The sequence below is a fragment of the Bacillus sp. JJ1566 genome, from assembly GCF_036962685.1.
GTDB lineage: Bacteria > Bacillota > Bacilli > Bacillales > Bacillaceae_L > Ferdinandcohnia.
On sequence record NZ_JBALOP010000015.1, the window covers coordinates 32,886 to 45,178 of the forward strand.

At 34.8% G+C, this 12,293-nt stretch carries 11 protein-coding genes and 2 pseudogenes; 3 read left to right on the forward strand and 10 right to left on the reverse strand.

Annotation, left to right across the window (positions count from 1 at the left end; genetic code table 11):
- Nucleotides 1-19 precede the first annotated feature (19 nt).
- From V7112_RS07505 to speG, 8 genes are all read right to left on the reverse strand, one after another.
- Nucleotides 20-370: a hypothetical protein gene (locus V7112_RS07505; protein ID WP_335417318.1), complete on the reverse strand. Its 351-nt coding sequence runs from the start codon at nt 368-370 to the stop codon at nt 20-22.
- 368 nt (nt 371-738) lie between these two features.
- Complete coding sequence (locus V7112_RS07510; RefSeq protein ID WP_438823873.1) at nt 739-1,368, reverse strand: YdhK family protein; 630 nt, start codon at nt 1,366-1,368, stop codon at nt 739-741.
- A 29-nt stretch (nt 1,369-1,397) separates the two neighbouring features.
- Nucleotides 1,398-2,405, reverse strand: coding sequence for a DUF3231 family protein (locus V7112_RS07515; RefSeq protein WP_335417322.1), 1,008 nt, complete (start codon nt 2,403-2,405; stop codon nt 1,398-1,400).
- A 361-nt stretch (nt 2,406-2,766) separates the two neighbouring features.
- Nucleotides 2,767-3,006 carry a glutaredoxin family protein gene (locus V7112_RS07520; RefSeq protein ID WP_335417324.1) on the reverse strand — a complete coding sequence of 80 codons (240 nt, stop codon included), beginning with the start codon at nt 3,004-3,006 and terminating at the stop codon, nt 2,767-2,769.
- A 458-nt stretch (nt 3,007-3,464) separates the two neighbouring features.
- A complete protein-coding gene (locus V7112_RS07525; protein WP_335417326.1) occupies nt 3,465-3,764 on the reverse strand; it encodes a rhodanese-like domain-containing protein in 300 nt (99 codons plus the stop codon).
- A 16-nt stretch (nt 3,765-3,780) separates the two neighbouring features.
- Nucleotides 3,781-4,140, reverse strand: a complete 360-nt coding sequence (locus tag V7112_RS07530; protein ID WP_335417328.1) for a rhodanese-like domain-containing protein — start codon at nt 4,138-4,140, stop codon at nt 3,781-3,783.
- A 108-nt stretch (nt 4,141-4,248) separates the two neighbouring features.
- Entirely contained in the window at nt 4,249-4,509 is a 261-nt protein-coding gene (locus V7112_RS07535; protein WP_335417330.1) for a metal-sensitive transcriptional regulator, read from the reverse strand.
- Nucleotides 4,510-5,070: 561 nt separating this feature from the next.
- The gene (speG, locus tag V7112_RS07540; RefSeq protein ID WP_335417332.1) at nt 5,071-5,586 is read right to left on the reverse strand and encodes a spermidine N1-acetyltransferase; all 516 of its coding nucleotides are present in this window, start codon (nt 5,584-5,586) and stop codon (nt 5,071-5,073) included.
- Between the two features lie 320 nt (nt 5,587-5,906).
- Between speG and V7112_RS07550 the strand changes: the two are divergent.
- Nucleotides 5,907-9,425: pseudogene (locus V7112_RS07550) on the forward strand (bifunctional 2',3'-cyclic-nucleotide 2'-phosphodiesterase/3'-nucleotidase).
- Nucleotides 9,426-9,529: 104 nt separating this feature from the next.
- Here the strand turns inward: V7112_RS07550 and V7112_RS07555 are convergent.
- The gene (locus tag V7112_RS07555; protein ID WP_335417338.1) at nt 9,530-10,225 is read right to left on the reverse strand and encodes a DUF4386 domain-containing protein; all 696 of its coding nucleotides are present in this window, start codon (nt 10,223-10,225) and stop codon (nt 9,530-9,532) included.
- Between the two features lie 99 nt (nt 10,226-10,324).
- Between V7112_RS07555 and V7112_RS07560 the strand changes: the two are divergent.
- Nucleotides 10,325-10,624, forward strand: a pseudogene (locus V7112_RS07560) (helix-turn-helix transcriptional regulator); the annotation flags it as partial.
- A gap of 21 nt (nt 10,625-10,645) precedes the next feature.
- Nucleotides 10,646-11,194, forward strand: coding sequence for a hypothetical protein (locus tag V7112_RS07565; RefSeq protein WP_335417460.1), 549 nt, complete (start codon nt 10,646-10,648; stop codon nt 11,192-11,194).
- Between the two features lie 238 nt (nt 11,195-11,432).
- On the opposite strand, the gene V7112_RS07570 is transcribed toward V7112_RS07565, so the two are convergent.
- Nucleotides 11,433-12,278: a creatininase family protein gene (locus V7112_RS07570; RefSeq protein ID WP_335417341.1), complete on the reverse strand. Its 846-nt coding sequence runs from the start codon at nt 12,276-12,278 to the stop codon at nt 11,433-11,435.
- Between the last annotated feature and the right edge of the window lie 15 nt (nt 12,279-12,293).

Consider the following 12,293-nt stretch of genomic DNA (forward strand, 5'->3'; position numbering starts at 1 on the left):
TTTTTATCGAAAAGTTTTACTAAGTAAAAAATTTAATGAAGCCAACCATACCTATGCTAAAAACGCCAATAGCTAGAAAGAAAATTGAAAAGGCGGTAAATGTTTCTTTACTTTGCAGCTTTTTGTATTCGTTATAAGTGATTTCCTTCTTAGCAAACCTTAATCCGTTCAGATTTGGCTCAACCGGATAAAGTGCCCCATCGTTATCTTGCAAGATAACTTGTGTAATTAAATCCAGTCCTTCTCCTTCAGATCCCATATTATTATTTTTCGATTTTTCAAACCTTACAAATGTATATAATGAACTTTCCCGAATTTTTTCACTCAATTCATATGCTTGCAGTTCTACAAAATGATTAGATACACACAAGATACTCACTCCATTGTCTTTAGACGTAAATCAGCTTTTAGGATTTTCGAATAAAATTAGTCCTTCTGTCATTATAATATTACATTGCACCCCTATTTGATACCAATTGTTATTTCTCCAAATGGCAAATGATTTTAAATAAAAACTATGCAGAAACAGTGGATTTTCACAGAACTGTTCTAGACTATAACTTATTTTGTAAAAAGTGAATGAAGTGAAATGCCTTAAAAACAACAAAAATCCAGTGGTATTCAGTGTCCACTGGATTTATTATTTCCTATAAAAACTCATGTCCAATAAGTTAATGTATCTACTACTCCTAGAACAATCATAATCCAGCCAGCTGTCTTTTGGTTTAATTGTATAATTTATTTCACAGGTGAAAGTTCATCTTCCGTGACCCACTTATGATTTTTTATCTTTTCACCCGTTTTTGTATCAGTGAAATCCACCATATAGACTGTCGTTTGTTTCGCTGTATCTATCGTTGCAGTGGCACCTTTCATTCCTTCCATATGATCAGCATTTAATACGACTTCATCACCTGGTTTATATGGTTCAACACCCGCATTTTCAATCTCTTCGTGAACCACCCATTTATGATTCTTTACCGGTTCACCACCAGTAGTTGGAGTATAGGTATCCGAATAGACGGTTGTATTAAAAGCTCCCGTAACTGTTGCTTCGGCACCATTCATCCCTGGCATATGATTTGCATGCATAATCACTTTACTCCCAACTGGATAAGTTGGATTGTCTGCATCTACCAAACCTTCTGGAACCTCTTCTGAACCTGAATGATTCATGTCTGAATGATTTATTCCATCCATAGAATCAGATTCTTCTTCATTTTTATCCATATTTTCATGAGTGTCTGATTGATTGTCAGCATTTTCATTTGGGGATGCTTTGTCATTGGCAGCACAAGCTACTAAAAGAAAAACCGACAATAATAGAGCTAATCCAAGTTTTACCTTTTTATTTTTCACTATTATCATCCTTTATTAATGCAAGATTATATCTCGCACTAAACTTTTCGATCTACTGCTTGGGGAGGTTGTTCAAACCATTTTTCTTTTATTGCTAAAAGTAAACCCATTCCATAATACTTCTTCATATCATCTGATATTTTTTCAAGTTTAGAAACGATATCCGTTCTTAAACTAGAAGTCAGCGCCTGATTTACCATAGTAAAACAGAATATTCCCAGACAAGTATTTACAAAGAACAACATTAACTTTTCGGAAAAAGGAGATATCTCTACATTAGATATTTGATAGTCCCCCGAGGCTGAAATTGGAATATTTTCTTTTTCAAGAATTTCTTGAAGTGAGTCTAAAACCTTTTCAATTCCATCTCTACCTTTTCCAAAATGTTGTTTTAGCCCTTTTGTTGGGGCTAATTTACTAAACGTAACAAAAACCATCTTTGAAAATTGTGCCCTATGTATAACCCTAGAAATATTAGCTATCTCAGCAGTATTTAAAGGTCTTGAACCTCCAAAAAAACCATTAAGATACATGAAATTATTAGCAAATTCTACCTCACTATCTATCGCTACTTGTGGGGGTTTCAAATATGTTCCATTAGATATCATTAAATCGACAATTTCATTTTGTATGTTTACAGAAAAAGCAATGTTATCTTGAAAATGTTTTCGAATATCTTTTCTGGTACAATCTGATATTGCACTAGGATATGTACTCATCGAGAGGTGTGTTAGATCAAAACAAAAAGTTAAAATATATGTATCGGAAAATACTTTGGTTGCATCAACCCTAACGTCTTCATCGGTAAAACCAAGAGGGACATTCAGGTTCTCTTTGACAAATATATCGGTGAGTTCATTTATATTTTTTCGAGATTGATTTAATACCTTTTCGATTACTTGTTTTATTTTGCTATCTTCAGTAGTTTCGAAAAAATATTCAAAAAGCCTTTGTTTCATACTGTTCATTAAAAAAGAAGACCAAATATTAGATACCTCGGTTGCGGTTAACTCTAGAAAAGGCATACGTTTATTTAAATTACTCATTTTATCCACTCCTTTCTAATTAAATCTCCAACCTCCACCTAATTTACCCCTTTTCCAAACTATTAGTTAGTTTTTTCAAATTTACTTTATTTATTAAAAAAATTTTAACACCTTAATTGAATACTAAATTAGAATAGAAAAACGAAGGCAAAAATGAACATAAGTGGTTCCGGATTGGGGTGCTTCTTTCGTTGGGGGATCAGGTTAAGCACCTGAGCTGATACATAGACGGAGAGATTCCGCCTATTGACTCGAAAAATTCGAAAATGGGAGATTTTGCTTTACATTGGCGGAAAACCTACCCTTATTTACCTAGAAACTGGCTCCATTCTACATTTAACCGGAAAATCTCGGTTTACTTTTAGTTTTCGTGTAATGCATTCAATATTTTTGCAGGATCAAATCCAGAGACCCACACTCCGTTTACATTTGTTTGTGGGACAGTAAATTTTTTTGTTTTACTAATTAATCTAATCATTGCTAAGGGATTTAGATCTACATTCACTTCTTTATAGGATATTTCATAAGAGTCAAAAAATCCTTTTACCATTCCACAAACTGGGCAAAAAGTGGTTGTGTAAACTGTTACTGATTGATTCATTGATTTGCAACCTCATTTACTAATAGATAGATTGGGTTTAGAAAACACTAAAGCCCTGTCTTTCGATTTTCTACTAATTAAAATTAACTTTCCCAAAGATGTAAAAAAGGGCTAAAATAGCCCTTTACTAAACTCGAAGCACAGTAAACTGTCCGCCTCCGAATAATGTCTTTACATAGTCAATCTTTACACCATTAAAATAAATTTGATCTCTTTCATTTACTAAAAATCCAATTCCATCCTGCTCAGTGATTTCATCATTTTCTAAAGCCGACTCTTCCAGAGTCAGACGAAGCCTCGGTCCCCCTCAGCCAATACCCATCTCAAAGCGAATCAGTGGTTGTTTACCCTCATCGATGACATCTTGAACTTCACTTTTAATAGCTGAAATTGCAGCATGTGTTACCTTGACCATTTGAATACCTCCTTTTAATTTTTATAGTCTTTGGCCCTTCTTATTATTCAAGGTTTCCTTTCCACTCATTCATTCCGCCGATCATATCCTCGACTTTGAAACCTAGTGCCTCTAGTATTCCACAACCTGCTTTACTTCGGTTGCCAGATTGACACACAACTACATAGTTTTTTTCTTTATCTAATTCACTTTTTCGCAAAGCAATCTGACCTAAAGGAATATTTTTGGCACCTGGAATTTTACCACCAGCTGCCTCCCCTGTTTCACGAACATCAATAATGAATACTTCTTCACCATTTTCAAGACGTTTAGTTACTTCTTCTGGTGTTATTTGTTTTGCCATTATTTATTATCCTTTCTTAGTACCAAGCACTCATGCCGCCTTTTACATTGTAAATCTTTTCAAAGCCCTGCTTTTTCAATAATTTTGCTGCGTTTGCACTTCTCATTCCACTTTGACAAATAACAACTATCTCTTTGTTTTTATTTAATTGATCTACTGTGCTACGCAAATTGGAAAGTGGCATATTTTTAAACGGTGGGCGGTGGTTTGCTTTATATTCACCTGGTGTACGCACATCGATAAATTGAACGCTTTTGTCCTTAAATTTATCCTTTGCTTCTTGAACCGTTATATTCGTAATACCTTTTGTTGGAATGAAACGTCTAAAAACAAATAATGCTAGTAATATAATGATGATCCATTGAATCATATCCATTCTTATTCTCCCCATCTCTCTTCATATTTTTAATTTAACTTCGGTTATACCTACAGGGGTATAACCTTACCTAAAAAGAAATAGGTCAGCAACTAATTGTTGAACCTTTTATCTACTTTTTACTAATAAATCTACTGCTTCTTTTACAAGACTTTTCGTATCTTCACCTTTTTCGATATTCTCACGTACGCATTGTTCTAGATTCGTGCTTACAATCAAGCCAATTGTACGATCAATCGCTGTACGTGAAGCAGATAATTGAGTAATGACATCTCTACAATCTTTCTTTTGTTCAATCATATTTAATACGCCTTTTATTTGACCCTCAATACGTTTCAAGCGATTTATTACAGATTTATCATATTCCATTTATTACTCCTCCTTTTTTCATACAAGGACAATCCAAAATCTCAAAACTGCTAACATGATACCCTTTTTTTAATAAAAACCTCAAACCTAGATTAAGTTCAATGCGATTGGCTGCAACAACATGTAACGATTTGTAGGGTATCTCACTACTATATCGCTTTAAATAAGCATAAGGTATTTGCATTGCAGTATTTGCTGAAATACCTTTTTCGTTGTAATCCCTAATATCTAATACAACTATATCCTTACCTTCTTCAATGTTTTTCTTACAAAAGATGCCCTTAACAGGGAAGTATCTTCTATATAATTCAATACATAGGAAAGCAAAATAGCAGCTCCTATTATATATTTAACCATTTTTATCACCTATTAAAATAGATTATACAAGCATAATATACCCCTATAGGTATATTGTCAAGGCTTCTATTTCATTTACAAAAAAAGCGAGCACCATAAGTCGGTAGTCGCCCCATTGTAAATCATTTAAAATTATATTCCGTTACAATTTTTTCTCTTCCCGTTACTAGATCATTAAAGTATTCATAAAGGTTTACACCATTCTCAAGAACCCCTATTGAAATATTGATGTTGAAACATACACATTCTTATTGCATTATGATATTCACCATCAACAAAAAACTCATCGATTAGTTCTCCTTCAAACTGAAAACCAAGTGTTTCATATATGTGAATCGCTTTTTCATTCGTTTTATCAACGATTAAATATAATTTGTACATATTTAATACAGAAAACGCATAGTCCATTGCGAGAAATGTGGCAGACTTCGCATATCCATTACCTTGATGTTTCGGATCAATAATAATTTGAAATTCAACCCTACGATGAATATAATCAATCTCTACTAACTCCACCAGTCCCACCATTTCATCGCCTTTTTGTACGATAAATCTTCGTTCCCCCTGATCGTGAATATGTTTATCATATAAATCCTGCAATTCAACAAACGCTTCATACGGCTCTTCAAACCAATAGGACATGATGTTCGCATTAATATTTAGTTTATGTACAAATCCTAAGTCAACTCTTTCTAATGGCCTTAGTTTTACATCACTCATTACTCTTCATCCTCCGAATCCTACGTTCAAAAAATACACTTACGCTTATGATAGTAGAACGGCAAACGATAAACAAGTGATTGCATTTAAGAAAGCTTTAGTCTAATTAACCTCTACAAAATACCGATTTATTTATCCTCAAAACAAATACATTTGTCAACTCAAAAAGTAGGTACAATTAACCTATTATTGTCAAAAGCGCCAAAATCCCTATTACCATATACCTAATTTTCAAAAAATTTACACTACCGTAAAATTTATTTTGCTATATTATCTTTGGGTCTACTAAACTAAAAATAATATAGAAGGATGAGTGCCTAATGAATTCAAATAGAAAAAACAGGGGCAAGAAAATTTTTGCTAGTACACTTGCAATCAGCCTGTTAGCAACGCCTCTCTTGTCTGGCAATGCTATGGCTGCAAACCCGATGAAGAACAAGGTTCAATCACAAGTTGAACTTCGTATCATGGAAACGACTGATGTTCATACAAATCTACTAAGCTTTGACTATTACAAAAATAGTGAAGCGCCTAAATTGGGACTAGCCAAAACTGCAACTCTTGTTAAAGAAGCACGAGAAGAAGTAAAAAACTCTGTACTTGTAGATAATGGTGACCTTATACAAGGAAATCCTCTCGGTACATACAAAGCAAAAATTGACCCTTTAGAGGAAGGAGAAGTACATCCTGCAATCAAGGCCATGAACTTAATGGGCTATGATATGGCAACCCTAGGAAACCATGAATTTAACTATGGACTAGATTTTCTTGACGAAGTCTATGATGATGCAAATTTCCCTTTCGTCAATGCAAATGTATTTGTAGATGATCATGATACAGATCCAACTAATGATATTAATAAATATACCCCTTATAAAATTGTAAATAAAAAAGTAACAGATGAATCTGGTAAAACAAATGTCATTAAAATCGGATATATCGGATTTGTACCTCCTCAAATTAGTGAGTGGGATAAATCCAATCTAGATGGAAAGGTCATAACCAAAAACATCATTGAAACTGCTAAAAAATATATCCCGATGATGAAGAATGAAGGAGCAGATGTCATTATCGCATTAGCTCACTCAGGTTTTAGCGGAAATGAAGAAAATACTGAAGATACAGTATATGCTTTAAGTAAAGTACCTGGTATTGATGCCATTACATTTTCACACACTCATAAAGTATTCCCAGCAAAAGATGCAGCTAGTCTAGATACATTGTTCAAAGGTACAGATGGACAACCTCTACCTGGGGTAGATAACGAAAATGGAACAATTAACGGAGTGGCTGCTGTACAAGCTGGATTTGGCGGTGGATCATTAGGAATTATTGACCTTAGCTTACAAAAGGTAAAAGGGAAATGGTCTGTAGCTGATTCCCAATCCTCCACGAGACAAATTGACACTGTTTAACCAAACGAAGCAATCGTGGATGCTGTGAAAGCTGATCATGAGGCGACCTTAGAATATGTTAATACACCAATTGGAACGACAACGGATGATATTTATAGTTATTTCGCGCTTGTACAAGATGATCCATCTATTCAAGTAGTGACAAATGCACAAAAATGGTATATCGAAAATTATATCAATCTAAACAAGCCCGAATTAAAAGATCTTCCTATTTTATCAGCAGGAGCCCCATTTAAAGCTGGCCGTAATGGTATCGATGAATACACAGAAATTAAAAAAGGTGATTTGACCATTCGTAGCGCTGCTGATTTATACCTTTATGACAACACTCTAAAAGCTATTAAAATAAAAGGTTCTGTGGTAAAAGAGTGGCTTGAAATGTCGGCTGGTCAATACAACACCATTGATTCTACAAAAACAACAGAACAATCGTTAATTAATCCTGCATTTCCGGTATATAACTTTGATGTAATCGATGGTGTAGAATATCAAATTGATGTGACAAAACCAGCAAAATATGCACCAAATGGAACCCTTTTAAACCCTGATTCCAGCCGTGTTGTAAGTCTTACATACAATGGGGACCCTTTGAATCCAGAGCAAGAATTTATCGTTGTTACAAATAATTACCGTGCTGGTGGCGGTGGAAATTTCCCTGGATTAAAAGGCAGTGAATTAGTCGTCGATTCAGCGGATGAAAACCGTCAAGTTTTAATGGATTATATTTCTGAGGTAAAAGAAATTACCCCAACAGCTGATGGAAACTGGTCAATTGCTCCAATCTCAGGAGATGTGAATGTTACTTTTACAACGTCACCAAAGGCAGAGCAATATATCATGGAAGGAAGTCCATTCTCTTATTCTGGCAAAACCGATTCTAAAGGATTTGGAATCTTTCATTTTAACTTGAATAGTCATTCGGGCGACCGATTAAAGGTTCAGCTTTTAGGAGTAAATGATTTACATGGACAGTTAGATACGGTTACCAAAGTCGGAGATTTATCAGCTGGACATATTGAGTACTTAGCAACTGCATTAAAACAGGAAGAAGCAACAAATCCACATACACTTCTTTTACATTCAGGTGATATGATTGGAGGAAGCCCATTAATTTCAGCTCTTTTCCAAGATGAGCCCACCATTGAAGCATTAGAAAATATCGGTTTTGATGCGGGGACATTCGGAAATCACGAGTTCGATGAAGGAATTGACGAACTGCATCGTATGATGAACGGTGGAGATCATCCAAACGGATCGGTTGGTTATGACGGCATGAACTTCCCTCTTGTAGCAGCCAATGCATATGATACAAGAGATGGAAAATTAATAACAGATCCTTACACCGTATTCACAATGGAAGGTGAAAAAATAGGTGTAATCGGAGTTGTCACTCAAGAAACTCCTTCCATGATTGTCACAAAAGGAAATGAATCATTAAAGATTACTGACGAAGTTGAGGCCATCAACAAGTATACAGAAGAATTAAAGGAACAAGGGATCGAAGCCATTATCGTCCTTGCACATAACCCTGCTACCCAAATTGGTTATACAGATTCATTCGATGCAAGTAGAATTGCAGAACAAATTGATGATGAAGTAGACGTCATCTTTGCTGCACACAACCATGCAATGGTAAACCGAGTAGTTGACAATAAACTAATTGTTCAAGCCTACTCTTATGGTTCTGCTTTTTCTGATGTAGAAGTTGAAATTGATCGCGCTACTGGGGATATCGTTAATAAATCAGCTGAGATTAAAACGGTATATCATAAGGACTATACTCCAGATCCAGAAGTTGCAGCGATTATGAAAAAATATACAGAAAAGGTTGAACCAATTAAAGCAACAGTTGTTGGGCAATCTTTATCTACCCTTGAAAAGGATTATCCAACTGTAGCTAATGAATTTGGGGATTTCGCTCTTGGAAATCTTATAGCAGATGGTATGAAAGCTGCAATGAACGCTGACTTTGCTATGATGAATGGTGGCGGTGTCCGCTCCCCATTAGAAACAGGTGAAGTAACATTTGGTGATTTATTTGCCATTCAGCCATTTGGTAATGTATTAAATAAAGTAAAACTTAGCGGTGCAGATCTAGAGATCGTTTTAAATAACCAGATAACAGATAGAGGTCTTGACTTCCATATTGCTGGCTTTAAATACACATATACTTATGACAGCACTGCTAAAACAGGCAAGGTTGTAGACATCTTCTTACCAAATGGAAGCAAGATTGATAAGACAAAGGAATACACTGTTGTTGTCAACAACTATATGACAGGAAACCTTAAATACGGTATTGGCACTCTTTCTACCGACTTAGAAGTTGGCCCAGTAGATGTTGATGCAACCGTCAATTTTGTAAAAACATTACCATCACCTTTTGAATATAAGTCTGAAGGAAGAATCCAAAAAGTGAACTAATAAACAGCGGACTGTATAGATTTTATAGATGAATCCATACAGTCCTTTATGTTCAAAGATTATACCTACAAAATAAATTAAGCTGCTAAATACTACTTAAAACATTAATTCACTTTTAGTTTTTCAAGGTTTTGATTATGAAATCCCTTCACAATTAACCAGACTGCTAAACTCATCTCATAGACACCCACAGGTAGAGCGATGAGTCCTTTTGCTGCAGAGATAGGTTCTACTATACCAAACATGTCTAGTAAACCGGCTACGAATACCAAAATGGCTGAGATCATCCCATATTGCGCTAAAGGTTTTGGCACTAAACCTGTTTTGAAAAGTAAATAACTATACATAACTGTATTTAAGCCTAACATCAAATTGGGCCCTAACATAAAAGTCCAGCGATGAAATGATTGCAACATTAAACCTAAAGCATGAAGACTTTCACTATTTAAGTTGTCTGCTTCATAATACAAACTAAGATGCAATAAACCTAATATGCTTATCAAGCCTATTGCTATAAAAATAGCTTCCATAAATCGGAAACAAAGATATCCTAATGCAATACGTTCATTCCAACTACGAAGATATGGAAACAGCATAACAGCCGTCCCAATCGCCGCCACTACTAGAAAAAGATCATTTAGTACTCCAATTAAAACCTTTGTCTCAAATCCATCTACCACAGACATATACCATTGATCCGACAATACTGGTTGATAATAAACTACAGCAATGACTGAAGTGACCGCAGCAACTATATATAGAATACCTATTATAATCCCATTCACTCGATCTTGTCTCATCAACGTTACCTCCCTTGAAAAAATTAATAACTCTTTTTTACTACCCCATGCTATACTTATTTTGGAACATTCTAAAAACAAATAATGTGAGGGGTTATTATGGACCATTATGAAGTAATTAAGAATTCTTTGATTTATATTGAAAAGAATATACAACAACCTCTATCATTAGAATCTGTTGCCAATAACTCCAATACGTCCAAATACTATTTTCATAGACTATTTTCAGCCATGATGGGTTGTTCATTGAACAATTACGTATTATCCAGAAGATTGAACACATCACTATCATTAATACAGAACTACAACTTATCTCTAACGGATATTGCTTATCAACTGAATTTTGGAACTCAATCATCATTCACCCGTGCTTTCAAACGCCAATACGGTATTACTCCAAGTTCTCTAAGAGTAAAAGATATGAATATAACTCAAATGCCGATACCTTCAGTGGTTAAAAGATCCATCAAAAACATCAATGGTGATATTGTCTCTGATTTCACCCTCACGGAATTCGAAACAATCACGGTGAGTGGTATCGTTTTTGAAGTGGACCTGGCAACTGATGATTACAAGACAAAGATTCGCTCTCATTCAAAAATGCTTCTAAATAACATTGATGAAATAATAAATGTTCCATGCTATGTCATCTTTTCAGACTGTCAACCAAATTCAACACGATTCAAGGTCCTGTTCGGGGTCCCACTTGTTTTACAGATAGATAATCCCTATTATTTTACAGTCGATGTACCACAACTTTTCTGTGCAAAGTTCAAATATTTCGGTGATTTACTTGACATCGGTGATGTTTTAAAAACTGATTTTGCAAGATTTTTGAAAATCTCAAAGCAAGAATCAGAGAGTTCACATATCGAACTCATTCAAGTTTTTGACAACATTCACAATCTTGATTCGGATTACCACATTTATACACCTATCAAAAAACTACCTATTGATTCAGATTTTTAATATTCGTATTGGTCCCTTTCAAATTAATAAATTTATTTTGATTACTGTTAAGATAACAAAATTGGTTTGATTAAACTTTCCATATCTTGCTGTAATATGTAAAGTGCTTATCGCAAGTTACGAATATATCTTCCTTTAGAGAACAAAAAGAAGTAAATTCCATTTTCAGAATTTACTTCTTTTAAATTGTTTCCCCACAGGTATTCATTTTTTCAAACGCTTATCGAAATTTCAATAATTACAACCATTCACCATATTTCTGGAGACTATTACTTTGTGTATATTCATCTGTTTTTCGTAAAAGATCAACAACGGTTGGCATATCCAATTTCTCGATAAACTCTTCAATTGCAAGAACGCCTGATTGAGCTAATTCTTCACGATGTTCTTCAGATGTAATAAGAGGTGTTGGCAGATGATCAGACGCTTGATCAAAGTATGAACCAATTGCTCCTGATTGCAATGCGTATTTTCCAAGTGCATTACCTGGGTTTTTACTCATGCCGTTTATCATACTTTGCACATCATAGGTTACTGAATTAGATTCTGGAACATTCATCGGAACATCTTCCAATCTGCCTAGTATTTTGTAAGCCCCGATGCTAATATCATTGAATTTCTCCATAAATGAAAAGCTTAAATCTTTCACACTATCAGTTGCTTTAACCATGTCTATATAAAGAATCGGAACTTTTGTTTCATCAAAGAAGTCACGAATCATTCCACTTAGTGTTAGATAAGCAGGGCCATGACATGTTACATATACCTGTCTTCTAAAACCTTGTTTTAAAAGTGATTTTGCTATATTTTCTAAATATCTCATACCTTCTTTGACGCTAATATTAACGGTACCTCGAGCCATCGCTGTCCCACCAGCGAAAAAATAAGGCAGGTTGTGAAGAACGAGGCCATTCGTTGCCTCTGCCATTTTTAAAGCTAGTGCTTCAGCAATTACAGTTTCCGTATCAAGCGGTAAGGCTCCGTGTGTTTCTGTTACACCAACAGGTACAAAAATCAGATCATTTTGTTGCAGATATTCTTCAACTTCCCCGTTTGTACATTTAGATAGGAACCGAGTTCTCATCGAATAACATCTCCT

Coding starts and splice junctions, on each gene's coding strand:
- V7112_RS07565 (WP_335417460.1), top strand. CDS start 10,646: ATGAATATAACTCAAATGCCGATACCTTCAGTGGTTAAAAGATCCATC.
- V7112_RS07570 (WP_335417341.1), bottom strand. CDS start 12,278: ATGAGAACTCGGTTCCTATCTAAATGTACAAACGGGGAAGTTGAAGAA.
- V7112_RS07535 (WP_335417330.1), bottom strand. CDS start 4,509: ATGGAATATGATAAATCTGTAATAAATCGCTTGAAACGTATTGAGGGT.
- V7112_RS07520 (WP_335417324.1), bottom strand. CDS start 3,006: ATGAATCAATCAGTAACAGTTTACACAACCACTTTTTGCCCAGTTTGT.
- V7112_RS07525 (WP_335417326.1), bottom strand. CDS start 3,764: ATGGCAAAACAAATAACACCAGAAGAAGTAACTAAACGTCTTGAAAAT.
- V7112_RS07555 (WP_335417338.1), bottom strand. CDS start 10,225: ATGAGACAAGATCGAGTGAATGGGATTATAATAGGTATTCTATATATA.
- V7112_RS07515 (WP_335417322.1), bottom strand. CDS start 2,405: ATGAGTAATTTAAATAAACGTATGCCTTTTCTAGAGTTAACCGCAACC.
- speG (WP_335417332.1), bottom strand. CDS start 5,586: ATGAGTGATGTAAAACTAAGGCCATTAGAAAGAGTTGACTTAGGATTT.
- V7112_RS07510 (WP_438823873.1), bottom strand. CDS start 1,368: ATGATAATAGTGAAAAATAAAAAGGTAAAACTTGGATTAGCTCTATTA.
- V7112_RS07530 (WP_335417328.1), bottom strand. CDS start 4,140: ATGGATATGATTCAATGGATCATCATTATATTACTAGCATTATTTGTT.